25 protein-coding genes and 1 rRNA gene are annotated in these 25,332 nt (G+C 64.8%); 19 read left to right on the top strand and 7 right to left on the bottom strand.

The annotated features are described in order from the left end of the window. Positions 1 to 144: 144 nt before the first annotated feature. The 3 genes from ACIQT2_RS20000 to ACIQT2_RS20010 are packed head-to-tail and all read left to right on the top strand — an operon-like array spanning position 145 to position 2,320. Positions 145 to 1,320: a hypothetical protein gene (locus tag ACIQT2_RS20000; protein WP_402949968.1), complete on the top strand. Its 1,176-nt coding sequence runs from the start codon at positions 145 to 147 to the stop codon at positions 1,318 to 1,320. Beyond that, a complete protein-coding gene (locus tag ACIQT2_RS20005; protein ID WP_397326012.1) occupies positions 1,317 to 1,748 on the top strand; it encodes a phage holin family protein in 432 nt (143 codons plus the stop codon). Before ACIQT2_RS20000 ends, ACIQT2_RS20005 begins: the two co-directional genes overlap by 4 nt. Continuing rightward, positions 1,745 to 2,320 (top strand): DUF3618 domain-containing protein, encoded by a 576-nt coding sequence (locus ACIQT2_RS20010; protein ID WP_402949971.1) that lies wholly within the window; start codon positions 1,745 to 1,747, stop codon positions 2,318 to 2,320. Before ACIQT2_RS20005 ends, ACIQT2_RS20010 begins: the two co-directional genes overlap by 4 nt. Positions 2,321 to 2,401: 81 nt before the next feature. Here ACIQT2_RS20010 and ACIQT2_RS20015 read toward each other — a convergent pair whose 3' ends face one another. The 6 genes from ACIQT2_RS20015 to ACIQT2_RS20040 form a co-directional block, all read right to left on the bottom strand. After that, the gene (locus ACIQT2_RS20015) at positions 2,402 to 3,001 is read right to left on the bottom strand and encodes a hypothetical protein (protein WP_400337581.1); all 600 of its coding nucleotides are present in this window, start codon (positions 2,999 to 3,001) and stop codon (positions 2,402 to 2,404) included. Positions 3,002 to 3,058: 57 nt separating this feature from the next. After that, entirely contained in the window at positions 3,059 to 3,694 is a 636-nt protein-coding gene (locus ACIQT2_RS20020) for a hypothetical protein (RefSeq protein WP_402949974.1), read from the bottom strand. Further along, positions 3,681 to 4,316, bottom strand: a complete 636-nt coding sequence (locus ACIQT2_RS20025; RefSeq protein ID WP_400337578.1) for a hypothetical protein — start codon at positions 4,314 to 4,316, stop codon at positions 3,681 to 3,683. Before ACIQT2_RS20025 ends, ACIQT2_RS20020 begins: the two co-directional genes overlap by 14 nt. A gap of 42 nt (positions 4,317 to 4,358) precedes the next feature. After that, a complete protein-coding gene (locus ACIQT2_RS20030) occupies positions 4,359 to 5,135 on the bottom strand; it encodes a hypothetical protein (protein WP_402949978.1) in 777 nt (258 codons plus the stop codon). Further along, entirely contained in the window at positions 5,132 to 6,112 is a 981-nt protein-coding gene (locus ACIQT2_RS20035) for a hypothetical protein (protein WP_402949981.1), read from the bottom strand. The genes ACIQT2_RS20030 and ACIQT2_RS20035 overlap by 4 nt, the downstream gene beginning before the upstream one ends. A 285-nt stretch (positions 6,113 to 6,397) precedes the next feature. Next, positions 6,398 to 6,886, bottom strand: coding sequence for an inorganic diphosphatase (locus ACIQT2_RS20040; protein ID WP_400272775.1), 489 nt, complete (start codon positions 6,884 to 6,886; stop codon positions 6,398 to 6,400). Positions 6,887 to 7,105: 219 nt separating this feature from the next. Here ACIQT2_RS20040 and dacB point away from each other — a divergent pair, with 219 nt between their 5' ends. From dacB to hpt, 4 genes are all read left to right on the top strand, one after another. Continuing rightward, complete coding sequence (dacB, locus tag ACIQT2_RS20045; protein ID WP_402950018.1) at positions 7,106 to 8,548, top strand: D-alanyl-D-alanine carboxypeptidase/D-alanyl-D-alanine-endopeptidase; 1,443 nt, start codon at positions 7,106 to 7,108, stop codon at positions 8,546 to 8,548. 60 nt (positions 8,549 to 8,608) lie between these two features. Next, on the top strand, positions 8,609 to 9,730 hold the full coding sequence (locus tag ACIQT2_RS20050; RefSeq protein WP_400337573.1) for a zinc-dependent metalloprotease: 1,122 nt from the start codon (positions 8,609 to 8,611) through the stop codon (positions 9,728 to 9,730). Positions 9,731 to 9,999: 269 nt separating this feature from the next. After that, positions 10,000 to 11,046, top strand: coding sequence for a tRNA lysidine(34) synthetase TilS (tilS, locus tag ACIQT2_RS20055; RefSeq protein WP_402950021.1), 1,047 nt, complete (start codon positions 10,000 to 10,002; stop codon positions 11,044 to 11,046). A gap of 31 nt (positions 11,047 to 11,077) precedes the next feature. Next, positions 11,078 to 11,629, top strand: coding sequence for a hypoxanthine phosphoribosyltransferase (gene hpt / locus ACIQT2_RS20060; RefSeq protein WP_216924216.1), 552 nt, complete (start codon positions 11,078 to 11,080; stop codon positions 11,627 to 11,629). Positions 11,630 to 12,284: 655 nt separating this feature from the next. On the opposite strand, the gene ACIQT2_RS20065 is transcribed toward hpt, so the two are convergent. After that, complete coding sequence (locus ACIQT2_RS20065) at positions 12,285 to 13,265, bottom strand: hypothetical protein (protein WP_402949986.1); 981 nt, start codon at positions 13,263 to 13,265, stop codon at positions 12,285 to 12,287. Between the two features lie 684 nt (positions 13,266 to 13,949). Here ACIQT2_RS20065 and ftsH point away from each other — a divergent pair. The 12 genes from ftsH to ACIQT2_RS20125 form a co-directional block, all read left to right on the top strand. Further along, entirely contained in the window at positions 13,950 to 16,019 is a 2,070-nt protein-coding gene (gene ftsH, locus ACIQT2_RS20070) for an ATP-dependent zinc metalloprotease FtsH (RefSeq protein WP_400337568.1), read from the top strand. A gap of 10 nt (positions 16,020 to 16,029) precedes the next feature. After that, positions 16,030 to 16,662 (top strand): GTP cyclohydrolase I FolE, encoded by a 633-nt coding sequence (gene folE, locus ACIQT2_RS20075; RefSeq protein ID WP_400337566.1) that lies wholly within the window; start codon positions 16,030 to 16,032, stop codon positions 16,660 to 16,662. 8 nt (positions 16,663 to 16,670) lie between these two features. Continuing rightward, complete coding sequence (folP, locus tag ACIQT2_RS20080) at positions 16,671 to 17,576, top strand: dihydropteroate synthase (RefSeq protein WP_400337564.1); 906 nt, start codon at positions 16,671 to 16,673, stop codon at positions 17,574 to 17,576. A gap of 11 nt (positions 17,577 to 17,587) precedes the next feature. Then, complete coding sequence (gene folB, locus ACIQT2_RS20085; RefSeq protein WP_400337562.1) at positions 17,588 to 17,950, top strand: dihydroneopterin aldolase; 363 nt, start codon at positions 17,588 to 17,590, stop codon at positions 17,948 to 17,950. After that, positions 17,947 to 18,486, top strand: a complete 540-nt coding sequence (gene folK, locus ACIQT2_RS20090) for a 2-amino-4-hydroxy-6-hydroxymethyldihydropteridine diphosphokinase (RefSeq protein WP_400337560.1) — start codon at positions 17,947 to 17,949, stop codon at positions 18,484 to 18,486. Before folB ends, folK begins: the two co-directional genes overlap by 4 nt. Before the next feature lie 3 nt (positions 18,487 to 18,489). Further along, entirely contained in the window at positions 18,490 to 19,014 is a 525-nt protein-coding gene (locus ACIQT2_RS20095; RefSeq protein WP_402949991.1) for a DUF3180 domain-containing protein, read from the top strand. Further along, positions 18,995 to 19,507, top strand: coding sequence for a PH domain-containing protein (locus ACIQT2_RS20100; RefSeq protein WP_402949994.1), 513 nt, complete (start codon positions 18,995 to 18,997; stop codon positions 19,505 to 19,507). Before ACIQT2_RS20095 ends, ACIQT2_RS20100 begins: the two co-directional genes overlap by 20 nt. Continuing rightward, on the top strand, positions 19,504 to 21,024 hold the full coding sequence (locus ACIQT2_RS20105) for a PH domain-containing protein (RefSeq protein ID WP_402949996.1): 1,521 nt from the start codon (positions 19,504 to 19,506) through the stop codon (positions 21,022 to 21,024). Before ACIQT2_RS20100 ends, ACIQT2_RS20105 begins: the two co-directional genes overlap by 4 nt. Continuing rightward, a complete protein-coding gene (locus tag ACIQT2_RS20110) occupies positions 21,017 to 21,943 on the top strand; it encodes a Rossmann-like and DUF2520 domain-containing protein (protein ID WP_402949999.1) in 927 nt (308 codons plus the stop codon). Before ACIQT2_RS20105 ends, ACIQT2_RS20110 begins: the two co-directional genes overlap by 8 nt. A 5-nt stretch (positions 21,944 to 21,948) precedes the next feature. Next, complete coding sequence (panC, locus tag ACIQT2_RS20115; protein WP_402950002.1) at positions 21,949 to 22,851, top strand: pantoate--beta-alanine ligase; 903 nt, start codon at positions 21,949 to 21,951, stop codon at positions 22,849 to 22,851. 103 nt (positions 22,852 to 22,954) lie between these two features. Then, entirely contained in the window at positions 22,955 to 24,445 is a 1,491-nt protein-coding gene (locus ACIQT2_RS20120; protein WP_400337549.1) for a DHA2 family efflux MFS transporter permease subunit, read from the top strand. Between the two features lie 715 nt (positions 24,446 to 25,160). Beyond that, positions 25,161 to 25,332, top strand: a 16S ribosomal RNA gene (locus tag ACIQT2_RS20125); the annotation flags it as partial.

Here is a 25,332-nt window from a genome sequence, read left to right on the forward strand (position 1 = left end):
GTCGAGGGGGAGTTCCCGTGCTGGAAATTCCGCGAAACTGGTGCGATTGAATCCGCAATTCGGGGGTACACACCCATTGATAGTAACGATACTTACTATCCCGGCTGCTGTCCGCAGCCTGCCAACTGTGGAAAGAGAGCGACAATGACTGAGAGCCAATCGCCGCAGGACGGAAGCTTCGCGGCGCCACGGAATGGGGTCCCCGCAGGGACCGAACCATACTCCGGAAGCTACCTGGATTCGACGGCTGACTATGCGGCTGGTACCTCCGCGGCCACAAGCACGGACCAGCAGGGCCAGGATCCGTACGACGCCGCCGGAGCAGGACACAGGGCCGCGTCCGGCAAGGGGACGCCCAGCACGGAGGATGTCAAGCACGAGGCCGCGGATGTGGCTGACACTGCCCGCGCGGCAGCTGGGGATGTGGTTGATACCGCCAAGGACGAGGCCGCCAACGTGGCCCATGAGGTCAAGCTGAACGCCCGCCAGTTGCTGAACCAGACCAAAGGCGAGCTGACTGAACAGGCGGCAACCCAACAGCAGCGCGTCGCGGAAGGACTTCGGTCCATCTCGGACGAACTGTCCACCATGGCCAACGCCTCCACCGACGGCGGGGTAGCCACGGACCTGGTCCACCAGGCAGCCGAGCGCTCGTCCTCCGTTGCCCACTGGCTGGAGAACCGCGATCCGGGATCCCTCCTGGACGAGGTCAAGAGCTTTGCCCGCCGCAAGCCCGGCGCCTTCCTCCTGCTCGCCGCAGGTGCCGGCGTACTTGCCGGACGCTTGGGCCGCGGCATGGCAGGCAATGCTTCGGCGGATGGTTCCAGCACGGGTGCGGGAACTTCGCCACGCGCGGAGTACTACCCCAGTTCCGGTGGCGCCGTGCCGCCGCCCGCCGTCGACCTTCCCGGGCCGGACGCAACCACTGCCAGCTACACCACCAGGCCAAGCACCGGATATGGCACCGAACAACCGTCGGCGTATGGGGCACCCCCGGCAGGTGGAGTCACGGCGGCTGGCGGCGCTGCGGGAGCGGCGGCTTACGGCATGGGAACCATCGGTGACGACGCGGGTACGGCCGGCTACGACCCGGCCGCGGGTACGGCTGGCTACGACCCGGCCGCGGGTACGGCTGGTTACGACCCGGCCGCGGGTACGGCTGGCTACGACCCCGAGGGTTACGACGCCGGAACAACCGGCGGGTTCGAAGGCTCCACGGCTGCCTACCCGGAGACGGACGGTGGGACCAAGGCGCAGGGCGACCCGCTCGCAGACCCCCTGGATGACCCGGACAGCCCGGAATACGGAGGTCCCCGATGAGCAGTCCCGCCGATTTGCCTCCAACACAGGCGCACATCAAAGCGGAAACCCAGCCTCTGGGCGAGCTGCTCAGTGACCTGACGCGCGATGTCTCCACGTTGATGCGCCAGGAAGTGGAGCTGGCGAAGGCCGAGGTCAAGGAATCGGCCACGAAGGCCGGAAAGGGCGCCGGCATGCTTGGCGGTGCCGCTTGGGCAGGCCACTTGGCGGTCGTTTTCCTGTCGCTCGCCCTGTGGTGGGCCCTGGGTCAACTGGTTGGCCTTGGCTGGTCTGCCGTCATTGTGGCCGTCATCTGGGGCATTGTCGCGGCAGTGCTCGCCAGCATGGGACGCAAGGAACTCAAGACCATCAAGGGCATGCCGCGTACAGCCGAGACAGTCAAGGAAATTCCTCCAACCTTTAAACCGAACACCGAGGAGACACGATGACGCAGAACCTGGACGCCCTGCGCGCCGATATCGAAGCAACCCGCCGGCGGCTCAGCACCAATGTTGATGCCGTCGCGGACAAGGTCACTCCTTCGCACATCGTTCATCGCCGGGTGGACCGCATCAAGAATGCGGTCTTCGGAGCCAGCGACGACGTGCAGAATGCTGCCGGCAACGCTGCCCACCAGGCGCATGACGCTGCCGCCGATGTCGCTTCCAGTATTGGCGAGACTCCGCAGGTGATCACGCGCAAGACCCAGGGCAGCCCCGTTGCCGCAGGGTTGATCGCCTTCGGTGCCGGCCTGCTGGTTTCGGCCCTGATCCCGCCATCGGAGAAGGAGCGCGAAGCGGCCCAGGCAGTGAAGGAGGCTGCACAGCCGTTGACGGAAGAGCTGAGCCACGCCGCCAAGGAAATGGCCGAGCACCTTAAGGAGCCAGCCACCCAGGCAGTCCAGAACGTGAAGGAAACCGCGACTGACGCTGCCACGCACGTGAAGGACGAAGGCCAGGCGGCGGCCGCCGATGTCCAGGACCGCGCCGCCACGGCAAAGGACAACCTGGGCAACCAGTAGCCTGTCCGCCCACCCAACTGAGTCGCATTAGTGCGCGTTTTGAGGGCTCAGAACGCGCACAACTGCGACTCAGTTGGGTGCCTAACGGACGTCCAGGATCAGTTGCAGTAACCGTGCGGCCGCGGGACGGGCGGCGTGTTCTTCCACCCACTGGGCCCGGGCCAATGCCTTGCTGACAGCCTGCGTGGTGATCCCCAGTTCCTGGGCCACCGTTTTCTGCTGGCCACGGACACCCGGCGTGAGCAGGTCCAGCACGCGCCACTCCGCGGCGCTCCTGTGCTGCACAATGTGCCCCAGGAGACGCAGCACCGCTTCCGCCTCGGCCGCCTGGGCCGCGAACGGCCCGTCCACAGCCACCGGCACGCGCTCCTTGCTGTTGCGCAGCCGGTCGACGGCCCGCCGCGCGTACACCAGGCCGTGCCCCGAGGCATCCTTCACCAGGTTCGGCAGGGGTTCGTTGATGGGACCCACACCGATCCCTACGTACCAGTGCCCGCTGCGGAGCGCGATCAACGCCGACTCAACAGCATGGTGGCCCGAGTCGACGATGCCTTGGACCTCGTCCTCAACCGAGCGGTCAAAGTCGAGCCGGGCGGGGATGTGCCGGAGGTCCTTCAGGAGCTTGGGCACCAAATCTCCGTCGCGGCGGCTGTCGCGTTGGTTGATGGTCAGCGTGAACATAGTGGATCACATGCTACCGGCTGGTAGCGGCTCTGCAAGGGCTTGATTCCGTATTACTCAGTCCAGTGCCGTGCGTCCGGAAAGCACGACGGCGGGCAGCGCACCGTCCGTCCTGCGGGACGCAGCGGGTATTCCTGCCTCTGACATGGCCCCGCGGATGGAGTGGACCAACGGCGCCGGGTCCTCGTCACTGGAAAAAACCCAGAACGAGTCCTGTGCCTTAAATACCACTGCGTTACGCCCGCCTGCGCCCAGGGAGACTTTGCGGGAAGCCAGCAAGCGCCGGTCCGGATCAGTGCCGTCGGAGGTGGTGACGGCCTTGAGGGATTCGGGTGCCACGTCCTCCCATCGAAGGACCACCGTAGTGTGCCGCTGCGAGTACTTGGCCGCCAGACCACGGTCGAACACCAGGAGCTTCCGGAAGCTGCCCAGGAACGTCATGGCCCACAACACCAGGCCGGTGATGATGCTCGTCAGCACGAACAGGACGGGATCGTTAAAGTGGCCTGCCTCGCGGGTGGAACGAATGGGACTGACGAACTCGCCGATGGTCCCGAAAACGAACCCCACCACCAGGCACCACGGCAGCACTTTCCAGAAGATGCGCCGGGAGGAGGCCACGAACCAGAGCCCGCCCAGTTCGTCACTGGGGCGGGTTTCAGCGCGTCGGACCAGCCAGTTACGGCCGCGCATCCGGGCGCTGGCCGTAGAGGTTGGGAAGATCCTCCCGCTCCGCGGCAGACGCCTGGGCAACCGCCGGAGCTTTCGGGTCCGGGATGGGCTGCCGGCCCAGGGCCAGGCCGGAGCGGCGGTCGACGGCGGCAAACTTGGGGTCCCACGTTTCCCCGGAACCGCCGCTGAACGCCGCAGCGATCACCATGACCACGAAGAACGGAAAGAAGGACCAGCAGATGGCGCGCCAGCCGCCCAACCAGGCTCCCGCCGTCGTGCCGTCCTTGATCCGCACGGAGCGCAGGCCCGCGGCCGCGTCCCCAACGCTCCCTACTGCTCCCCAGATCATGCCGTACACGAGCAATCCGACGAACCAGAGGATCACGTAGAGCGCCAGCCAAAAACCGTCGTTGAAGGCCAGGAGCGAGCCGCTGTTCATCATGGCGTTGCGGGCCACCGCAGCGATGACGGCCAGGACGCTGTAGCCCGCCAGGAATACCAGGGCATCCAGCACCCGGCCCCAGAAGTGTGCGCTTCCGGACGCCTTGACGTAGTAGGCGCCTGTCTCGGTGTGGCGCCGGACGGGCCTTCCATTGGCGGCATCCACCAGTCCGGTGGCGGTTTCAGGCTTTGGCTTGCTCATGTGGGGCTTTCAGTTCGACGGCGGTGGGTCGGCTGGGGTGGCTCAGGCGAGACCTGCGAGACCAGCCAGGATACCGGCCAAGGTAGCCGCGGACGTTTCCTTGACCTCCAGCGAGACCGTTTCGCCTTCGACGCGCGGGGTCAGGACCTGCACGCCGGACGGACCCGTGTACAGGGTGACGGTAGGGAATTCGTTGGTGTCCGTGTTGAAGGCCACCACGTTGCTGGCAGCCTCGGTGTCGGACAAAGCCTTGGAGGCATACTCTTCAAAAGCCGGTTCGGTGTATTCCGTGGGTTCGGAATCGCGCTGCGCAGCGCCCTTGGGGTCCACGAATTCTGCCAGCCGGGGGACCAACTGGTCGCGGGAGACCACCGTGAAGCCGTGCAGGCCGCCCTCGTCCACTTCCTCGATCAGGACGCCTTCGTCGTGCACATAGCCGTACAGCCAGCGCTTGCCCGTGGACACCGTTCGCTCCACCGAGACCACGCTGTTGCCGCTGCGGCGCAGGGTTAGGGCACCGGTGATTTCTTCCGTTGCGTGCAGGCGCGTGGGTTCTGCCTCACCCTCGAAAATCACGGGGTAGACCAGTTCCTTGGCCAGCAGGCCGCGAAGGGCCACTGCGCACAGGAGTTCCTTGCTGGCATCCTGCGAGGAAAGCCACGGAAGCGCCACGATCTGCTCGTGCTGCACGCCGTCCAGGGCTACCACTTCTTCGTCGGTCAGCGTGGGCAGCGCGGCGCCGGTGGCACTGGCCGTACCCAGGACTTTGGCTGCGGCTTCAATGTCCCGCGCAGTCCATTTCATGGTGTTGGTGGTCATCCGAATATCCCTCCGACAAAGTTTCCAACTGACTTGGCGGCATTACTGACCCCGTCAGCCACCTTACTGCCTACGTCCTTGGCGAAGTTGCCCACTTCCCTGGCACCGTCGGCGATGTAGCTGCCCGGATTGCGTGCAAAGTTGGTGATGGAATCCCAGTTGTCTGCCACGAGGTTGCCGAGTGCCCAGGCCCCGGCCACGATCCCTGCGCCGATCACGATCGGGGCGCCGATCGGGCCCAGCATCGCCGCGCCGCCTGCTGTCATGAGCATGATGCTGCCCACGCCGCCCACCACGGACAAGCCACCTGCCACCCGGTCGCCCGTACCCCGCCAGCCGTCGTGTTCCGGGTTGATCATGTCGCTGATGCCGCCCACGATGTTCAGCGGCGCAGCCAACGCACCGGCCACCCGGAGGCCCTTGGAGAACTTGCTCGCGTCCTGGAAGGCCTGGCTGTAGGGAATGTTGGCTTTGAGGTCAGTGATGACGTCGGTGATCTTCTCGCCATTGCGCAGCGCGGTCAGGGCGTCCTTCACCGCTGTTCCGCCGGCCCGCCAGTTGGTGAGGACTTCCCGCGTCTTGGCGAAGTCCTGCCAGCCGAGCTTGCCCAGCTTGTAGGCCGCCCAGAGCTGGGAGCCGAGGTCCTTGACGCCCATTCCGGTGTCGTAAACGTCCTTGATGACGCCCACTGAGCTGCGGGAGCCGTCGTTGTGGCTCGCGAACTCCTGCTGGTTGGCGTTCTTCTTCAACAGGCTTGCGTTGTCCCGCAGCATGCTGGCCGCCTTGACCAGGCTATGCCGGTGCTGGCTGTTCCAGTCGTTCTTGAACATGGTGGCATCGCGGCCTTGCCAGGCGTTGGCCGAATTGATGGCGTTGGACAGTTGTGCGCTTTGCGTGGTGATCGCGTCCGCAGCCTTGCCCATCACCCCGGCCAGACTGCGAAGCTGTGCGATGTCCGCACCGTAGAACCCAGCCATGTGCAACCCCTTTTGCATGCGTGGTGTGTGAGTCGAAAAACCTCGTCCAAGCCTAGGCGCACCGGGACACCACCGCGATGGGGAGCGGTGCCCATCAAAGCAATGCGGGGTCACTTGAGGCTCGTGTCGAGGTTCCGAAGGGGCCTCAAGTGATCCCGCGTTGCTTAGGCGGGTGGTGCGGTTCCCAGGGGATCGCACCACCCGCCGTCGTCACCCAACTGAGTCGCATTAGTGCGCGTTTTCAGCCTTCAAAACGCGCTCAGCTGCGACTTAGTTCGGGAAGGATCAGTGGCCTTCTGCAGTGAAACGCTTGATGGAAGCTTCCAGCTCGGCTTCGGCAGCCGCGCGGTCGCCCCAGCCCTCGGCCTTGACCCACTTGCCCGGTTCCAGGTCCTTGTAGCGGGTGAAGAAGTGCTCGATTTCCTTGATCAGGAATTCGCTGACATCGCTGACTTCCTGGATGTGGTCGAAGCGGGCGTCCACGGGAACGCAGAGGACCTTGGCGTCTCCGCCGCCGTCGTCGGTCATGTTGAAAACGCCGATGGGGCGGGACTCAACAATGACGCCCGGGTGGAGGTCGAAGTCCTGCAGGAGCACCAATGCGTCCAGCGGGTCGCCGTCTTCGCCCAGGGTGTTCTCGAAGAAGCCGTAGTGCGTGGGGTACTGCATGGAAGTGAACAGGACGCGGTCCAGGCGGACACGGCCGGTTTCGTGGTCAACTTCGTACTTGACGCGCGATCCCTTGGGAATCTCGATGGTCACGTCGTGCTTCATGGAATGCTCCTTGAACGGGGTCTGGGTGGGGCTAGGCTCCGCCCGGAAACGGAGGCCGCCAGAGCTGGCGGTTCCACAGGCGGTCTGCTTAGCCCAAGGCTGGCGGCAGGCGAAAGTACAGCCGACGCCGCCGACTACTATTGAGGATATAGCGAGACACCCGGGTTTCTTGAACCGGCGGGGACATTTCAGGACTGACAGGACCAAGCAACTTCCATGATGGGCATTAAAAACGGGGATGCCCGCGCTGGGCTGTCCGCGGGCTGGGGTCGCCTGAAATGGCCGTTGCTCTTGGCCGCCGTTTTGCTCTGCGCCGTAGCCGTGGTGGTGGCCGGGATGGTCCCCGGGCTGCTGGCCCCCAAGCCTTCGCCGTCCCTTCCTTCCTGGCAACAGTCGCCAGGCGCCTTGTCCGGTTCCAGCGCTGTCCAGCCCCTCGACGCCAACGCGCCCATGCCCGTGCAGGCCGACGTTGCAAAACTCCTGGAAGAGACACTGAAGCCGTCAGGTTCCGGTTCCATCACCGGTGTTGTGCTCGATGCCGCCACGGGCAAGGTACTTTTCGACCGGAACGCTGCCGCCAACCGGATCCCCGCGTCGAACATGAAGCTGCTCACCGCCGTCGCCGCGTTGAAAGCCCTGGGTCCGGAAACCCGTTTCGCTACCCGCGTGCTCGGTACGGATGATCCCCACACGGTGGTCCTCACCGGGGGAGGGGATGTGCTCCTGGGCGGAGGTGCTTCCGACCCCTCCGCTGTGCTGGGCCATGCCGGGCTGGCTACTTTGGCGGCGGACACCACTGCCTCCCTGAAAAACGCCGGTATCAAAGGTCCCGTGACCGTTCAGGTGGACGATTCCTTGTTCTCCGGCGCTCCCTTGAACCCGGCCTGGAGCCTTGGCGACGTCGCCGCCGGGGAGACTGCCCCCCTGTACTCCCTGGCCTTGAACTCCGGGCGCTACTCGCCAACCACCACCACGGGACCCCGTCCGCAGGATTCCGCGGTGACCACCGCCCAAGCCTTCGCCGAGCAATTGGCCGCTGCCGGCGTCGAGGTGGGTTCCGGCGTCGAACGCGGCAAGGGCCTCCCCGCCAAACTGCTGGCCAGCGCCGAATCCGCCACGGTCAGCGAGCAGGTGGACCACATGCTCCAAACCTCGGACAACTTCCTTGCGGAAGCGCTGGGACGGCTCACGGCTGCCGCTTCGGGCCAGAAAGCGACGTACGACGGCGCCACAGCGGCCGTGCGGCAGAGGCTGGGGGAGTTGGGAATCGCCACGGATTCCATGGAGTTGGCCGATGTTTCCGGCCTCGCGCTGGAGAACCAGGTCAGCGCACGACAGTTTGCTGAGGTGGTCCGCGCCATCACCAGCGGGCACGATCTTTCGCTGCGGGCGGCGTTGGATGGTTTCCCCGTCGCCGGACTCACCGGCACCCTCGATGACAGGTACGTGGATCCGAGTACCGCCCAGGGCGCAGGGCTGGTCCGGGCCAAGACCGGGACGCTCAACACCGTGATCGCCCTGAGTGGCTACGTGGTGGATGCGGATGGACGGCTCCTGGTGTTCTCCTTCATTGGTAACGGCCTGGAGCCGGGCGCGGCGGGAAACAAGGTAGCCATGGACCGTTCGGCTTCGGTCCTCGCTGCCTGCGGATGCCGCGGCTGAAGCTCAGCGCGGAGCGAACTTAAGGGCGCACTGTCAGTTACGTGTGATGTGATGGACCGTATGGTGACATCCGCCCGAGATTCGTCAGCAGGGGCTTCGTCCCTGATCAATTGGGACCTTGCCGCGGCCACTGCCGCCCGGCTGGCTCCTCCCGGCCCGGCGCTCAGTGCTGCGGAGATCGGCAAAGCCGTGGAGAACCTGCGTTTCAACGCGGACATCTCCGTCCCGCATGTCCATGACATCACCGGGCTCGAGGCCGCCAAGGACCTCCGCGATTCGCACGTCCTGGTGGTTGACCGGGCCTCGTGGTCCAAGGCCAACACCCAAAGCTTCTCCGTCATGCTGCAACCGGCGCTGCAGAAGCTCCTTGAGAGCCGCAGCGGAATTTCCATGTCTCCGGCGGCAGCCAGCGCCAGCGGTGCCATTACGGGAAGCCAGCTCGGAGCCATCCTCGCTTTCCTGTCCAGCAAGGTCCTGGGCCAATACGACCCCTTCGCCGCGCTCGCTCCGGGCTCCAACGTTCCACCGGGCGGCCGGCTCCTGCTGGTTGCGCCCAACATCATCTCCGTGGAACGTGAGCTGAACGTCCACCCGGACGACTTCCGGCTCTGGGTCTGCCTGCACGAGCAAACGCACCGGGTCCAGTTCGCTGCGGCACCCTGGCTCCGGCACCACATGCTGGACCAGATCGAGAACCTCAGCGGCCACTTGCTCGGCAACATGGATTCCCTGGTTGAACGTGCCAGTGCCGTGGCCAAGTCCCTGAAGGACCGAACCGCATCGGGCAATGTCCCTGGTCGCGGAGCCATTCTCGACCTCCTCCAGGACCCCGAGGAGAAAGCCGCTCTTTCCCACATCACCGCCGTCATGAGCCTGCTCGAAGGCCATGCGAACGTGGTGATGGACGCCGTGGATTCGAGCATCGTGCCCTCGGTCAGGACCATTCGCCAGCGCTTCAATGATCGCGGCAAGGACCGCGGGATCGTGGAGAAGTTCATCCGCAACATCCTCGGGCTCGACGCCAAGATGCGTCAGTACACCGATGGCGCCAAGTTCGTCCGCGGCGTGGTGGCGGTGGCCGGCATGGATGGCTTCAACAAGGTGTGGGATTCGGCCGGGAACCTGCCCACGGAAGAAGAGATCCACGATCCCAAGCTCTGGCTCGAGCGGATGGGGCTTTGAGCGGTTCGCTCCCTGACGCCTCGGGCTCCGGTGCCGCGGTGAATGCCGCCTTGGGACCTGGCGGTTCGCATGGCCCTGCCGCCGCGGCAGGTGGCGTTTCGGGACCTGGCGGTTCGCCCGGCCCTGCCGCTGGGAGTGCCGCTTCGGGATCTGGCGGTTCGCACGGCCCTGCCTCCGCGGCAGGTGGCGCCTCGGTGGATACGGCCTCCGGAAAAGGCCGACGCCGGCCTGGCCGTTTGGCGCCGGTCGTTGGCAAAGCACGCAAACACTTGCAGAACGCCTTGGCCGCTGCCGGCTACCCATCACGGGTGCTGGTGGCTTGCAGTGGCGGACCTGATTCCTTGGCTTTGGCTGCTGTTGCCGCGTACTTTGCCCGCCGGGGCCACGTGGATGGGCGTCCGATTTCCGTCGCGGGCGTGGTGGTGGACCATCAGCTGCAGCCCGGCTCGGCCGAAGTAGCTGCTGAGGCTGCCTCAGTTCTCCGCGAACTCGGCCTCTCACCTGTGGAAGTGCGCTCGGTGACCGTGGCTTCCACTGGCTTCGGACCGGAAGCTGCGGCCCGGGATGCCCGGCACGCAGCACTCGAAGCCGCGGCCGATGACCTTGGCTCCGAAGCGATCCTCTTGGGCCACACGCTGGATGACCAGGCTGAGCAGGTCCTGCTGGGCCTGGCCCGTGGTTCCGGCACCCGGTCCCTGGCCGGTATGCGGCCGGCGCGGGAGCGTTTGCTCCGCCCGTTCCTTGGCTTGCGGCGTTCCGAGACCCTGGAAATCTGCGACGTGGAAGAGCTTTCTCCGTGGCACGATCCCAGCAATGCCGATCCGTCTTTCGCCAGGTCCCGGACCCGGGTTGAGGTCATGCCGGTGCTGGAAGATAAGCTCGGACCCGGCGTCGCCGAATCCCTGGCCCGGACCGCGGCCATCCTCCAGCAGGATGCCGACTTCCTGGAGGACCTGGCCCAGCAGACCTACCTCTCTCTCGTGAACCGGACGCCGGACGGAGCTTGGTTGCCTGAGGACGCCGTCCGGGACCTTGCCCCGGCGCTGAGGTTCCGCGTCATTGCCAAGGCGGCGGCCGACGTCGGCGGTCAACAACCCGGTTACGGGCGCCTCCAGGCCGCGGAAGCGCTGCTCCGGCGGCGTGGTTCGGCAGGTCCGGTGGAGCTGCCCGGCCATGTCAGCGTCTACCGCCTTTCACTGAGCGATTTGGAGCAGGATCGGGGCGCTGCGCCAAGTGATCCGGCACCCACCGGTCCCCGCGAGGCCGCGCGCTGTGGGAAGCTAGTATTCCGGCATCAGAAATCGGCCCAACAGTAGCCGCACCCCGAGCATCAAACAGGAGCCATTGGTGGATTCAAACGACGTCCAGGCAGACCTCAAGCACGTTCTTTACACCAAAGAGCAAATCCAGACGCGCATCGCCGAACTGGCAGCGCAGATCGACAAGGACTACGAGGGCCGCGAACTGCTGATCGTCGGTGTCCTCAAGGGTGCCGTGATGGTCATGGCGGACCTCGCCCGTGCACTGCACAGCCACGTCAGCATGGACTGGATGGCTGTGTCGTCCTACGGTTCGGGCACCCAGTCCTCGGGCGTGGTCCGTATCCTCAAGGACCTGGACACCGACCTCATGGGCAAGGACGTCCTGATTGTCGAGGACATCATCGACTCCGGTCTTACACTCTCCTGGCTCAAGTCCAACCTGGAATCCCGCGGGACCGCCAGCGTGGAGATCTGCACCGCCTTCCGCAAGCCGACCGCTGCCAAGGTGGAAATCGACGTCAAGTACGTCGGGTATGACATCCCCAACGAGTTCGTGGTGGGCTACGGCCTGGACTACGCCGAGAAGTACCGGAACCTGGATTTCGTGGGCACCCTGGCCCCGCACGTTTACGAATAGGTCGAACTTCCGCAGCAGCACGCTGCCCCGCCGCACCCGTTTCGGCTCAGCGCACCCATCCCCACCGGGTGCGCTCGGCGCGAAAGGGTGCGGCGGGTGTGTTTAACGGGTGCGCTCGGCGCGTGTGTGCGCGGCGAGTGTGTTTGACGGGTGCGTTCGGCGTGTGTGTGCGCTGCGGGTGTGTTTGACGGGTGCGCTGGGCGTGAGGTGGTGCGGCGGGTGTGCTCGGCGCATGCGGGCGCGGCAATGCGCGTGATTCCGGCGCGTACCCTCTTACGACGTGGCGCCTTGTTTTCGGTGAACCCTCGTCGGGCGGTACTCCTGATTCTGCGACGCACCCATTTCCGCCCGAGGCACCCGTAACACCGGGTGCGCTCGGCGCGAAAGGGTGCGGCGAGCGTGCTTAACGGGTGCGCTGGGCGCGTAAGGGTGCGGCAATGCGCGTGATTCCGGCACGCAGCCTTTTACGACGTGGCGCCTTGTTTTTCGGTGAGCCCTCGTCGGGTGGTACGCCTGATTCTGCGACGCAACCATTTCCGCCCGAGGCACCCGTCCCACCGGGTGCGCTTGGCGCGATGGGGTGCGGCGGGTCTGCTTAACGGGTGCGTTCGGCGCGTGTGGGTGCGGCAGATGTGTCGAAGGTGCCCCGGGTAGCTCATCGTCCGGGGCGAACTGGGACCAGGCCTCCGTCGGTCAGGATCTTGGCGAATGCGACAGGGTTCATCATCTCGGCCCAATCCCAGCGAATGACGGTTAATCCGAGTGCACGCAGGGCGTTCTCCCGTGCTTTCTCTTCCATGACCACTTGTTGAATGGTCTTGCCGCCGCGAAGTCGGTTTCGCAGGTACTTTCCCTGGCCATCGAATTCACCCACGAGATCGAGTTCGGGCCACCAAAAATCCGTTCGTGCGGTCTTTCCACTCTTTAGCGCGAAGGACGCTTGCAGCTGCGGCAAGGGAAATCTCTGCAGGATCATCTTTGCCCGGCTCATTGACTCGCCAACGGATTCCGACTGAGGATCGGAGAATTCGATTATTTTGGCCGCACGCTGTTGTCTGGACGACGAGCCAAGGGAGGATGCAGCGTCTTGCAGGATCCTCTCCTCAAGCGTGATGCCCCACGGGACGTCCTTGTCCCAATCCGAAGCTTTGCCCGTGGAAACCTTGGGCGGCTCGCGACGGCTGGAGTCAACCACAGCCAGTGCTTCGGCAAACCTCAGGGCCCCTGCCAGTTCGATGGTGGTCCGGGCCTTATCCGTAACCTGAAATCCGCCGAGTTCGCACACACCGTGATCGACGGTTCCGAGGATTCGTTGAACTCCGTGCTTGGACCGCCCACCACGAGGATCGTTCGTGACCGTCTGCAATTTGTCTGGAACTCCGACCACACCCAATCCCCACAGCAAAGCGGCCGATTTCATTGCGAAGACGGGTCTTTTCTGGCTGCTCTGGACCAAAGCTGCAGCGAGGAGACCGTGCTTTTGAGGTTCGCTTAGGGCGGACCAGAGCTGAGCCGGCACGTAGGCTCCCCGACGCACACGGACGAGCTCTCCCCGCTGGGCCCGCTTGGCAAGAAGGCGCGGGTCTTGCCCGATCCGGGCGGCGTCGGAGCTCATGATCAAGGTGGAGAAAGGCATGACATCAACGATGCGGACCTGTGCCGAACTTGGAACAGGTGCTTTCGGTCGTATGTGGACAAGGGTGTGCCGCAGGAGACATTGAAAGTCGCACCCGCCTGCGCCCCACGCACCCCTTCTGCAGGGTTGGCGCATCCATTTCCGCTTCACGCACCCGAGCTCTCGGGTGCGCCGGGCGTGAACGGGTGCGCGAGTGTTTTGTGGGTGTGGGTGGTGGGTGCGTGGGGCGTGAACGGGTGCGCGAGGGTTCGTGGGTGTGGGGGTGGGGTGCGTGGGGCGTGAACGGGTGCGCCGGGCGCGTGTGGGTGTGGGGGTGGGGTGCGTGGGGCGTGAACGGGTGCGCGAGGGTTTGTGGGTGTGGGCGTGAACGGGTGCGCGAGGGTTTTGTGGGTGTGGGCGTGAACGGGTGCGCGAGGGTTTTGTGGGTGTGGGGGGTGGGTGCGTCGGGTGTGAACGGGTGCGCCGGGCGCGTGCGGGTGTGGGGGGTGGGTGCGTCGGGCGTGAACAGGTGCTCGGCGGGCCAGTAGCGACCTGCGCCCCTGTACGCCCAGAGGGAACTTTTGCGCATTCCAGTGCGTGAATTACTGGGTACGGTGTATAGCTAGAAACTGAAGCAGCACCACTCGCGCGCAGAAGTTGCGCCTTGCAGCACTACCAGGAGGGACGGGGCGCAACCCCGATCAGATGAAAGCTAAGAATTTCTTCAAGGGCCCGGGCATCTGGATTGTTGTCGTCGTCGGCTTGCTCCTGGTGGCGTTCGCAACGTTGGCTCCCGGTGGCTCTACGAGGATCGACACCAAAGAAGGCCTGGATCTCCTTTCCCAGAGCGGCAAGGTGGAACAGGCAAAGATCTTCGATGCGGAGAACCGCGTTGATCTGGTGCTCAAGGACAACCTGAACATTGATGGCCAGGACAAGGGCAAGAACGTCCAGTTCTTCTACGTCACGGACCGTGGCCCGGACGTCGTCAAGGCCGTAACCAACGCCAACCCGGAAAAGGGCTTCACTGACCAGCCCGTTGAGAACAACTGGTTCTCCGGCCTGTTCTCGTTGCTGATTCCGGTGCTGCTGCTCGGTGTGCTTTTCTGGTTCCTCCTTTCCCGCATGCAGGGTGGCGGCTCCAAGGTGATGCAGTTCGGCAAGTCCAAGGCCAAGCTGGTCAACAAGGACATGCCGCAAGTGACTTTCGCTGACGTTGCAGGTGCAGACGAGGCCGTGGAAGAGCTCCAGGAAATCAAGGAGTTCCTCCAGGAGCCCGCCAAGTTCCAGGCAGTTGGCGCCAAGATCCCCAAGGGCGTGCTGCTTTACGGCCCTCCAGGTACCGGTAAGACCCTCCTGGCCCGCGCTGTGGCTGGCGAGGCCGGGGTCCCCTTCTTCTCCATCTCCGGCTCGGACTTCGTCGAAATGTTCGTCGGTGTTGGTGCTTCCCGTGTCCGTGACTTGTTCGAGCAGGCCAAGGCAAGCTCCCCGGCCATCATCTTCGTGGACGAGATCGACGCCGTTGGCCGTCACCGTGGTGCCGGCATCGGAGGCGGCAATGACGAACGTGAGCAGACGCTGAACCAGCTCCTGGTGGAGATGGATGGCTTTGACGTCAAGACCAACGTCATCCTGATCGCCGCGACCAACCGTCCGGACGTCCTGGACCCCGCACTGCTTCGCCCGGGCCGCTTCGACCGCCAGGTCACCGTGGAAGCTCCGGACCTTGTTGGCCGCGAGCAGATCCTGAACGTCCACGCCAAGGGCAAGCCAATGGCCCAGGGCATTGACCTGAAGGCTGTTGCCAAGAAGACCCCCGGTTACACGGGTGCGGACCTGGCCAACGTCCTCAACGAAGCCGCACTGCTGACGGCACGCTCCAACGCCAACCTGATTGATGACCGGGCATTGGATGAGGCCATCGACCGCGTCATGGCAGGACCGCAGAAGCGCAGCCGTGTCATGAAGGAACTCGAACGCAAGATCACTGCCTACCACGAAGGTGGGCACGCCCTGGTTGCCGCAGCACTGCGCAACTCGGCCCCGGTCACCAAGATCACCATCCTCCCGCGTGGCCGCGCCCTCGGGTACACCATGGTGGTGCCCGAGGATGACAAGTACTCGGTGACCCGCAACGAACTGCTGGACCAGATGGCGTACGCCATGGGTGGCCGCGTTGCCGAGGAAATTGTGTTCCACGATCCCTCGACGGGCGCCTCGAATGACATCGAGAAGGCCACCGGGACCGCCCGCAAGATGGTTACCCAGTACGGCATGAGCGAACGCGTCGGTGCCGTGAAGCTGGGCCAGGGTGGCGGCGAGCCGTTCCTGGGCCGTGACGCCGCACAGGAGCGCAACTTCTCCGACCAGATCGCCTACGTGGTGGATGAGGAAGTGCGCAGGCTCATCGACCAGGCACATGACGAGGCCTACGCCATCCTCACCGAAAACCGCGACATCCTGGACCGGCTGGCGCTGGAACTGCTCGAGCGTGAAACCCTGAACCAAGCCGAAATTGCTGACATCTTCCGTGACGTCCGCAAGCGCGACTTCCGCGAGATCTGGCTGTCCAAGGAATCCCGTCCGGTGCAGACCATCCCGCCGGTGGAAAGCCGCGCCGAAAAGGCCGAACGCGAAGCCCAGGAGGAAGCCAAGAAGGCCCGCCTGGACGAGCCGCTGGACTCCGTCGCCCCGCACGCCCAAGGCGTCAGCAGCCAGGACAACTTCCAGGCACCGGGACCCGACGGCGGCAACGACTCCCCGCTTCACGGCTAAGCTTTCTGCTGTGACTCATTTCGACGACGACGACCTCGCCGCCGCCCACGGCTCAGCCGGCGATTCCAAGGGAAGCCACAAAGTGGACCGCCCCCGCATCGAAGCAGCGGTTCGTGAAATCCTGCTGGCCATCGGTGAAGACCCCGATCGCGGAGGCCTGCAGGACACGCCCAAGCGCGTGGCCAAGGCGTATGCCGAGGTTTTTGCCGGCCTCCACCAGAACCCTGTGGATGTCCTGTCCACCACGTTCGACCTCGACCATGAAGAGCTTGTCCTGGTGAAGGACATTCCCTTCTATTCGACCTGCGAACACCACCTGGTTCCGTTCCACGGCGTCGCGCATGTTGGTTACATTCCGTCACATGACGGCAAGGTGACCGGCCTCAGCAAGCTCGCGCGGCTCGTGGACATCTATGCGCGCCGCCCCCAGGTGCAGGAGCGCCTCACCACGCAGATCGTTGAGGCGCTCGTGAAGCACCTCAACCCCCGCGGGGCGATTGCCGTGGTGGAATGCGAACACATGTGCATGTCCATGCGCGGCATCCGCAAACCAGGCGCCAAGACCGTCACCAGTGCGGTGCGCGGTCAACTCCATGACCCGGCCACCCGCGCCGAGGCCATGAGCCTCATACTCGGAAGGTAAAGCTATATATGGATTCCCTCGCTGCAGCACCCGGAACCGGCCCGGCCACAAGCCCCCTGCCGGTTCTTCGCAAGCCGCGACCCGCGGCCAGGTTCCAGGACCTGCCAACGGACCGGACCCTCGTTATGGGAATCCTCAACGTCACCCCGGATTCCTTCAGCGACGGCGGCACGCACCGCACGCCTGACACGGCGATCGCCCTGGGCTTGCGGATGTTTTACGCTGGCGCCGACATCATCGACGTCGGTGGCGAATCGACGCGGTCCGGCGCAGAGCCGGTGGACCCCGAAGAGGAACAGCGCCGCGTGCTCCCCGTCATCCAGGCTTTGGTCAAGGCGGGTGCGCTGGTCAGCATCGACACCATGCACACCTCCACGGCAGCAGCTGCTGTCGAAGCCGGAGCCGCGATCATCAACGATGTTTCAGGCCTCACCATCGAGGACGGCATGCCTGAACTGGTGGCACGCACCAAGGTTCCGTACATCCTGACCCACCGGCGCGGCGATGCCCAAACCATGGACAGCCTCGCTGACTATGAGGACGTCACCGAGGAAGTCGTGGCTGAGCTGAAGGGCGTCCGCGACAAGCTGTACGCGGCCGGCGTTGCCCCGGAGCAGATCATTGTTGACCCGGGCGTGGGCTTCTCCAAGAACGAGGACCAGAACTGGGAGATCCTCAAGAACCTCGACAGTTTGTTTGAGCTTGGCCACAAGGTGATGGTTGCCGCTTCCCGCAAGCGCTTCCTTGGCTCCCTCCTGACTGTTTCCGGCAAGGCCGCGGCCCCGCAGGAGCGGGACGCTGCTACTGCCGCCATCACCGCCTTGAGCGCCGCGAAGGGTGCTTGGGCTGTCCGCGTTCACGACGTCGGCCCAAGCCTTGACGCCGTCAAGGTCGCCGCCCGGATCGCCCGCTGATCGGAGGCGCTGTGGACAGGATCACGCTGACCGGCATCACCGCCGTCGGCTATCACGGGGTGTTCGATTTCGAGCGCCGCGATGGCCAGCCGTTCGTGGTGGATGCCGTGCTGCACACGGATTTCACCAAGGCCGCCGAGACGGATGACCTGCAGTACACAGCGCATTACGGCGAGGTCGCTGAACTGATCACCTCGTACATCGAGGGCGAGCCCTTGAACCTGATCGAAGCCCTCTCCGTGAGGATCGCCGAGGGCATCCTGGCCAATTACCGGACCCTTGCCGCCGTCGACGTTACGGTCCACAAGCCCAAGGCTCCCATCGAGGTTCCCTTCGGCGACGTGACGGTCAGTGTGCACCGGGAGCGGACATGAGCGCCGGGTACACCAAGGTGATCCTGGCACTCGGCAGCAACCTGGGGGAGCGAAACGACACCCTGACCACCGCCGTCGCGGATTTGGTGGATCCGGCGGAGGTGCGCCTCCTCGGGGTTTCCCCTGTGGTGCAGACCAAGGCTGTTGGCGGTCCGGAGGGCCAGCCTGACTTCCTGAACATGGTCATGGCCATCGAAACCACCCTTGCGCCGTCGGAGCTCCTGGAGCACTGCCATGCGGTGGAGCAAAAGCATCTCCGGACCCGCGAAGTCCGCTGGGGTCCCAGGACGCTGGACGTGGACATCATTGTGTATGGAAACGTGCAGAGCGACGATCCCGTCCTCACCATCCCGCACCCCCGGGCCGCCGAGCGGGCCTTCGTCCTGTACCCGTGGTCGCTCCTGGAACCGAACGCACAGCTGGGCGGCAAGAGCGTGGCTGAGCTGGCCGCCGTCGCCGCCGACATGCCGGACATCCGCCGCTTCGACGGCTATGGCGACGTTGCCGGTGTGCCTGCCACGGGAGCTGTTGAGTAGCCCATGAAAGCCATGCGTCCGTGGGTCCTGGTGATTATCGCCGTCGTATCCGCCTTGATCGGTTGGTTGGCCACGACGGTGACCAACCGTGTCAGCATGCCCACACCGGTTCTGCCCGTCTCGGCGCTGGCCACCATGGGCGTGATTGCCTTGCTGACCCTGGTGATGGGCATCCGCGTGCTGCGGTGGCGCAACGGCAAGAAGAAGACCATGCTGGACCCCATCATGGCGGCCCGGACACTCGTCCTTGCCCAGGCCTGCGCGTACGCCGGGACGTTGCTCCTTGGCTGGCACGCCGGGATTTCCCTTGACCTCCTGCGGATCGGCACCCTGCGAAGCGGTGAGGGCATCCTCTGGAACGCCCTCCTGATGGGCGGCGGCGGAGTGGTGATGATCATCGTCGGGCTGGTGGTGGAGCGGTTCTGCCGCATCCCGCCGGAGGACTTCGAGGGCGGTACCGCCGGGGGACCGGAGAAGCGGCGCGGCGAAACAAAAGGCGAAGGCGAATATGCATACCGAGGCGATTGATCCGCCGGGCGTCCAGTGGCTGCGCGTTTCGCCGAAGTACGTCACCGTGCGGCTGGTGGAGTGGGCCGTGGGCAACCTGGTGATGGTGGCGATCCTGAGCCTTCCCCTGGTATTCGTGCAGTTGGGCTGGTGGCGTTGGCCCCCGCTGTGGCTCGCGATCGCGGTCCCTGCCTTCATGCTGGTTCTGGCCTTGTGGCGGCTGGTGCTCATTCCCCGCCAGGTCCGGGCGATCGGTTATGCGGAACGCGACGATGACCTGCTGATCCGTCGCGGCATCTTCTTCCAGCGCACCATGGTGGTGCCGTATGGCCGCATGCAGTACGTGGACGTCGCGGTGGGGCCCGTGGAACGCAGCCTGGGGCTGTGCACCCTGAAACTCCACACCGCCTCCGCGGGAACCAACGCCCACCTGCCTGGACTGCCGGCCGCTGAGGGCGCGCGGTTGCGCGAGCAGCTTTCCGCCCGTGGAGAAGCCAGGCTGGCCGGGCTGTGAGCCCGGAAGTGAGCCTTCCGGGAAAAGCGGTCGACGGCGATTGGCGGCGCGTGCATCCTGCCTCGCCGTTTGTGCGGGGGTGGGTAGCGCTGGCCGCGGTGCTTTACTTCTTCGGTCGCGACGCTTTCGAGCGCGTACTCCAGGGCCGCGATTTCCTTGATCCACACCTCAACGGACGGGTCTTCTGGTTGTTGGTGGGCGGCGGGGTGCTGCTGCTTCTTGCCGTCGGCGGTTTCATCCTCAGTTGGTACTTCACCCGGTACCAGGTGGCCGAGGGCTATGTCCGCGTGAATACGGGCTGGCTGTTCAAGCAACAACGCCAGGCCCGGCTGGACCGCGTCCAGGCGATCGACATTGTTCAGCCGCTCTTGGCGCGGATCTTCGGCCTCGCCGAGCTCAAGTTCGAAGTGGCCGACGCCGGTGAATCGGCGGTGCGCCTGGCTTACCTTCCCTTGGCGCAGGCCAAGCAACTGCGGGCGGCGATCCTTGCGCGTGCCGCCGGTGTGGTCACCGGACAGGAGACCATCGAGGAGATCCCGGAGGCGCCCGAGCAGCGCGTCCTGTCCGTTCCGCCGTCGCGGTTGATTGGATCGTTGCTCTTGAGCGAACAGACCGTGGGCATCCTGCTGGCCGCAGCTGCTTCGGTTGCCATCTCCGTGTACACCGAGAACAACGCGATCTTCTTTGCCCTGATCCCGGCCATTCTGGGTATCGGCGCGGCCTACTGGAGTTCCTTCAACAAGGGGTACAACTTCACTGCGGCCATTTCCCCGGACGGCATCCGGCTGCGCTATGGCCTCCTGGACACGCAGGCCCAAACCGTCCCGCCCGGCCGGATCCAGGCGCTCAAGATCACGCAGTCTCCCTTGTGGCGCCTCTTCGGGTGGTACCGGATGCACGTCAACGTTGCAGGGTATGGAGGTACGTCCGGCAACGAGAATGCTGCGCGGACCACGCTGCTGCCGGTCGGATTGAAGTCCGATGTCATGGTGATGCTCTCGCTCGTCCTCCCGGACCCGGGCGTTGACGATCCACAGGGTGTCTTCACTGCCGGACTGGAAGGCTGGGCGCCGGTGTCCGGCGGCAACGATGGTTTCACGACGACCCCCCGGCGAGCGCGTCTCTTGGCCCCCCTTGGCTGGCGCCGCAACGGATTCCTGGCAACACGCACTGCGCTGCTGCTCCGTTCCGGCCGCTGGTGGCACGCCTTGGTGCTCGTTCCGCACCAACGCACCCAGTCCATGGCGCTGCAGCAGGGACCGTTGGCGCGCCGGTTCGGGGTGACCGACTTGGTCCTGCACACCACGGCCGGGCCCGTGGCGCCACGCCTCTACCAAGCTGATGTGGCGCAGGCTGTGCAACTCTTCGACCAGCAGGCCGCGCGTGCCAGGGAAGCCAGGAAGCGGCAAACCTCCGAGCAGTGGCTCGCCCAGGTGTCCTTCCAGCCGCACGCCCCAACCCAGCCACCCGCCGTCGAACCCAACACCACCCAACAGGAGGATCCCCATCATGGCTAGGCCAGGACGACTCGGAGTCGGGATCATCGGCGCCGGCAAAGTGGGCGCCGTCCTGGGTGCGGCTTTGCGCGCGGCCGAGCACGCCGTCGTCGGGGTTTCCGCCGTCTCGGAGGCGAGCCGGGAGCGGGCCGAAAGCCTGCTGCCAGGGGTCCCGGTCCTGGAGATCCAGGACATCGTGGAGCGGTCCGAGTTGGTGCTGCTCGCTGTCCCGGACGACGCCCTCGGCGACCTTGTTGAGGGGCTGGCGAAACTCGGAGCCTGGCAGCCAGGCCAACTGGTGGCGCATACCTCAGGACGGTTCGGCGTCGGAATCCTTCAACCCGTGCGTGCGGCGGGCGCGATCCCGCTGGCGATGCACCCGGCCATGACCTTCACCGGCATGAGCCTGGACCTGACCAGGCTCATGGATTGCACCTTCGGCGTCACCGCGGACGCGGCCATGCTGCCGATTGCGCAGGCCTTGGTGGTGGAAATGGGCGCGGAGCCGGTGGTTGTTGCGGAGGCGGACCGTACGATCTACCACGCAGCCCTGGCCCACAGCTCCAACCACATGGTCACGCTGGTTGCCCAGGCCTCGCAGCTGTTGCGCGAAATCGGGGTAGAAGCACCCGAGTCGATGCTCGGTCCGTTGCTGCGGGCCACACTGGAGAACGCCCTAGCGTCCGGCGAATCAGCCCTGACCGGGCCCGTGGCCAGAGGCGATGTGGGTACCGTTTCGGCGCACGCACAGGCGCTGACGGAGTACGACGGCGGTGCCGGCGGCGACGTCCTCGCTGCCTACCAAGCCATGGCGAAGGCCACTGCGCGGCGGGCGGAGAACCGCGGGCTGCTGCGGCCGGATCAACTGCAGGAGATCAACGAGGCCCTGGACAATGGGACAGAACCCTTCAACGGGAACTCGTCGCCGGAAGGAAACTGAACAGCATGGCCATCAAACTCGTCACCACGGCGGCGGAACTGCGCTCAGAGAGCGCGCGGCTCCTGGCTGAAAAGGGTGGATCGTCGCAGGGCCTGGTGCCCACCATGGGGGCATTGCATTCCGGGCATGCGGCCTTGGCGCGGACAGCCGTGGCCGAAAACGACGTTGTTGTTGCCACGATCTTCGTGAACCCGCTGCAGTTCGGCGACGCCGTGGACCTCGACCGCTACCCCCGCACGCTCGAAGCGGACCTCGCCCTCTTGGAGGCGGAGGGTGTTGACCTGGTGTTCGCGCCCACCGTGGAGGAGGTCTACCCCGGGGGGCAGCCGCTGGTGCGGGTCACTTCGGGTCCGCTCGGCGAAAAATGGGAGGGCGCTTCCCGCCCCGGCCACTTCGATGGTGCCCTGACCGTGGTTGCGAAACTGCTGCACTACGGACTGCCGGGCGGTGCGGCCGCGGATGGAACGACGGCGGCCTACCGCGCCTATTTCGGGCAAAAGGACGCGCAACAGCTTGCCCTGGTGAAGAGGATGGTGGCTGACCTGAACTTCCCCGTCGACATTGTGCCTGTGCCGATCGTCCGCAGCGAAGACGGACTTGCACTGTCCAGCCGCAACCGCTTCCTCTCCGACAAGGAGCGCGAAGCGGCGCTCGTGTTGTCGCGGGCGTTGCGCCTGATCGAGTCCCGCGCGAACGCGCACCAACCCCTGGACCTGGACTCCGCCGTCGAACTCGTGCAGTCCCAGCCACTGGTGGAACTGGACTACTTCGACGTGGTGGACCCCATCACCCTTGAGCCGCTTGCCGAAAACTGCAAGGAGACTCCTTTCCGCGGCGAAGGCCTGGCGATCATCGCGGCGAAGGTCGGTCCCGTGCGTTTGATTGACAACGCACCACTGGATTCCTGACGTTTGGATTTTCTGCTGACGGGAATGGTGGAGGAGTTTAGACTGTTCCTGTCTTCACCGGCGCTGAACGCCGGAAACCAAATCTCAAGCCAAGGGAATTCCCATGTCTACCGACGTCACGTCCGGCGCCTCCGGCGATCCCGTTTCCGGCGCTACCGGTGCTGTTTCCGGCGCAGCTGCTCCTGAGCAGACGCCGGGCCCGCAGGTGTCCGGCAAGATGTCCCGCGAGTCCGTCACGGTCATCGTCACCCTGCTGGTTGCCACGTTCGTGGTGATCCTCAACGAGACCATCATGAACGTCGCGCTCCAGCGGCTCATGACGGACCTCCGGGTGGATGCGCCCACGGTCCAATGGCTGGCCACCGGGTTCATGTTGACCATGGCCGTGGTCATCCCCACCACCGGCTTCATCCTGCAGCGGTTGAGCACCCGGGCCTCGTTCATGCTGGCCATGGGCTTGTTCAGCGGCGGTACGTTGCTGGCTGCCCTTGCTCCGGGATTCACCGTGCTTCTGCTGGCCCGCATTGTCCAGGCCGGCGGAACGGCCATTATGCTGCCGCTGCTCATGACCACCATCCTCACGCTGGTGCCCATGTCCCGCCGAGGAGCCGTGATGGGCAATGTCAGCATCGCCATCTCGGTTGCCCCCGCCATGGGACCCACGGTCTCCGGCATCATCCTGGACCACTTCTCCTGGCGCTTCATGTTCGTGTTCGTGCTGCCCGTGGCTCTGGCCGCGTTGGCCATCGGCGCGAAGTTCCTCACCAACGTTGGGGAACGCGGCAAGACCACCCTTGACCTTGGTTCCGTCGTTCTGACAGTCCCCGCGTTCGGCGGCCTGGTGTACGGCCTGAGCCAGATCGGGGGAGCCAACGCGGGAATCGTGCCGGTTATCGCCTTGGTTGTGGGCGTCGTGTGCCTGGCGCTGTTCGTGTTCCGGCAGCTCACGCTCCAGAAGTCCGACGCTCCGTTGCTGGACCTCCGGGCCTTCAACTACCGCATGTTCACGGTGTCCACGCTGCTCATGGTCGTGGCCATGATGGCCCTGTTCGGCGGAGTGATCCTGCTGCCCCTATACCTGCAGAACACGCTGCACCTGCAGCCCATGGAGACCGGGTTGGCTCTCCTCCCGGGTGGTTTGGCGATGGGCCTGCTGGGTCCCGTGATTGGCCGGATCTTCGACAAGGTGGGTCCGCTGCCGCTCACGGTGTCCGGCTCGATTCTCATGGTCCTGACACTGTGGCAGTTCTCCCGTTTGGACGATCACAGCGCCCTCGGCTGGGTCATTGCCCTGCATGTTGTGCTTAGCCTGGGCCTGGCATTGCTGTTCACCCCGGCGTTTACCACCGGCCTGAACCCCCTGCCTCCGCACCTGTACTCGCACGGCTCGGCGATTATGAGCACGGCCCAGCAGGTATCCGGCGCAGCAGGTACCGCGCTGCTGGTCTCCATCTTCGCCGTGGTTTCGGCGTCGTCCGGGCTGGTTGCCGGCATGCAGGCAGCGTTCTTCGCCGCGACGATCATTGCCGTGGTAGCCGTTGTGCTCGGCGCCATGATGCGCCGGACGGAAGGTGCTGGCCACGGAGGTCACTGAGCATCTGCGTTGATGTGAATCCGGGGCTTCACTGAGTCCCGTTCGTCGCGAAGGCCGGTATCCCGTTGGCGGTTGCCGGCCTTTCGCGTGTCCGCCGTTCCCCCTTGGGACGCTCTCTCACCGAATCGCCCGTTTTGGGTGTCGCTCTCTCACTGAATCGCCTGTTTTGGGTGTCGCTCTCTCGCTGGCCCGTTGTTTCGGTGTCTATCTGGGGTTCGACGGCGGGTGTTGGGTTGGGTGCTGTGGTGGCTGGTTGGTGGTGGTTCAGTTGTGTGATGGGGTTCACGGGGTGTGGATTTGTGTGTGGGGTGGGGGGTGTGTAAAGTTATTCGAGTTGCCGCCGCTGATGCGGAAATGATGGCGACATTCTCCCTTTCAAATGGCCGGTTTTCGGTGGTGCTTTGGTGTGCTGCTGGGTGTTGGTGGGGGTTCGGGTTGGTTTGCTTTGTGCGGCTGGTTCGGGTAAGTTTGAGAAGTTGCTCCGGAGCGATCTGGTGGCCTGTGTGGTTGCTGGTGGTGCTGGTTAGTGTCTGTTGTTTGAGAACTCAATAGTGTGCCAAGTTTGTTGATACCGATTGTTTTATTGATTGGTTGATTTTGCTGGACCGCCGTGCACCCCCGTGTGTGGTGGTTTGGTTTTCAGCTGGTTTCGAATTTTGCAGCTGCTTCTTGCCGTGATTTCCGGTGGGGGTGGTTGTGTTTCGTTTTTTGTTTTTGAACGGAGAGTTTGATCCTGGCTCAGGATGAACGCTGGCGGCGTGCTTAACACATGCAAGTCGAACGATGATCCTCAGCTTGCTGGGGGGATTAGTGGCGAACGGGTGAGTAACACGTGAGTAACCTGCCCTTGACTCTGGGATAAGCCTGGGAAACTGGGTCTAATACCG

Source organism: Paenarthrobacter sp. NPDC090522, from assembly GCF_044769225.1.
GTDB lineage: Bacteria > Actinomycetota > Actinomycetes > Actinomycetales > Micrococcaceae > Arthrobacter.

Excerpts from the sequence above, each read along its gene's own strand:
- ACIQT2_RS20000 (WP_402949968.1), top strand. The coding sequence starts at position 145 with ATGACTGAGAGCCAATCGCCGCAGGACGGAAGCTTCGCGGCGCCACGG.
- ACIQT2_RS20005 (WP_397326012.1), top strand. The coding sequence starts at position 1,317 with ATGAGCAGTCCCGCCGATTTGCCTCCAACACAGGCGCACATCAAAGCG.
- ACIQT2_RS20010 (WP_402949971.1), top strand. The coding sequence starts at position 1,745 with ATGACGCAGAACCTGGACGCCCTGCGCGCCGATATCGAAGCAACCCGC.
- ACIQT2_RS20015 (WP_400337581.1), bottom strand. The coding sequence starts at position 3,001 with ATGTTCACGCTGACCATCAACCAACGCGACAGCCGCCGCGACGGAGAT.
- ACIQT2_RS20020 (WP_402949974.1), bottom strand. The coding sequence starts at position 3,694 with ATGCGCGGCCGTAACTGGCTGGTCCGACGCGCTGAAACCCGCCCCAGT.
- ACIQT2_RS20025 (WP_400337578.1), bottom strand. The coding sequence starts at position 4,316 with ATGAGCAAGCCAAAGCCTGAAACCGCCACCGGACTGGTGGATGCCGCC.
- ACIQT2_RS20030 (WP_402949978.1), bottom strand. The coding sequence starts at position 5,135 with ATGACCACCAACACCATGAAATGGACTGCGCGGGACATTGAAGCCGCA.
- ACIQT2_RS20035 (WP_402949981.1), bottom strand. The coding sequence starts at position 6,112 with ATGGCTGGGTTCTACGGTGCGGACATCGCACAGCTTCGCAGTCTGGCC.
- ACIQT2_RS20040 (WP_400272775.1), bottom strand. The coding sequence starts at position 6,886 with ATGAAGCACGACGTGACCATCGAGATTCCCAAGGGATCGCGCGTCAAG.
- dacB (WP_402950018.1), top strand. The coding sequence starts at position 7,106 with ATGGGCATTAAAAACGGGGATGCCCGCGCTGGGCTGTCCGCGGGCTGG.
- ACIQT2_RS20050 (WP_400337573.1), top strand. The coding sequence starts at position 8,609 with ATGGTGACATCCGCCCGAGATTCGTCAGCAGGGGCTTCGTCCCTGATC.
- ACIQT2_RS20065 (WP_402949986.1), bottom strand. The coding sequence starts at position 13,265 with ATGCCTTTCTCCACCTTGATCATGAGCTCCGACGCCGCCCGGATCGGG.
- ftsH (WP_400337568.1), top strand. The coding sequence starts at position 13,950 with ATGAAAGCTAAGAATTTCTTCAAGGGCCCGGGCATCTGGATTGTTGTC.
- folP (WP_400337564.1), top strand. The coding sequence starts at position 16,671 with ATGGATTCCCTCGCTGCAGCACCCGGAACCGGCCCGGCCACAAGCCCC.
- folK (WP_400337560.1), top strand. The coding sequence starts at position 17,947 with ATGAGCGCCGGGTACACCAAGGTGATCCTGGCACTCGGCAGCAACCTG.
- ACIQT2_RS20095 (WP_402949991.1), top strand. The coding sequence starts at position 18,490 with ATGAAAGCCATGCGTCCGTGGGTCCTGGTGATTATCGCCGTCGTATCC.
- ACIQT2_RS20100 (WP_402949994.1), top strand. The coding sequence starts at position 18,995 with ATGCATACCGAGGCGATTGATCCGCCGGGCGTCCAGTGGCTGCGCGTT.
- ACIQT2_RS20110 (WP_402949999.1), top strand. The coding sequence starts at position 21,017 with ATGGCTAGGCCAGGACGACTCGGAGTCGGGATCATCGGCGCCGGCAAA.
- panC (WP_402950002.1), top strand. The coding sequence starts at position 21,949 with ATGGCCATCAAACTCGTCACCACGGCGGCGGAACTGCGCTCAGAGAGC.
- ACIQT2_RS20120 (WP_400337549.1), top strand. The coding sequence starts at position 22,955 with ATGTCTACCGACGTCACGTCCGGCGCCTCCGGCGATCCCGTTTCCGGC.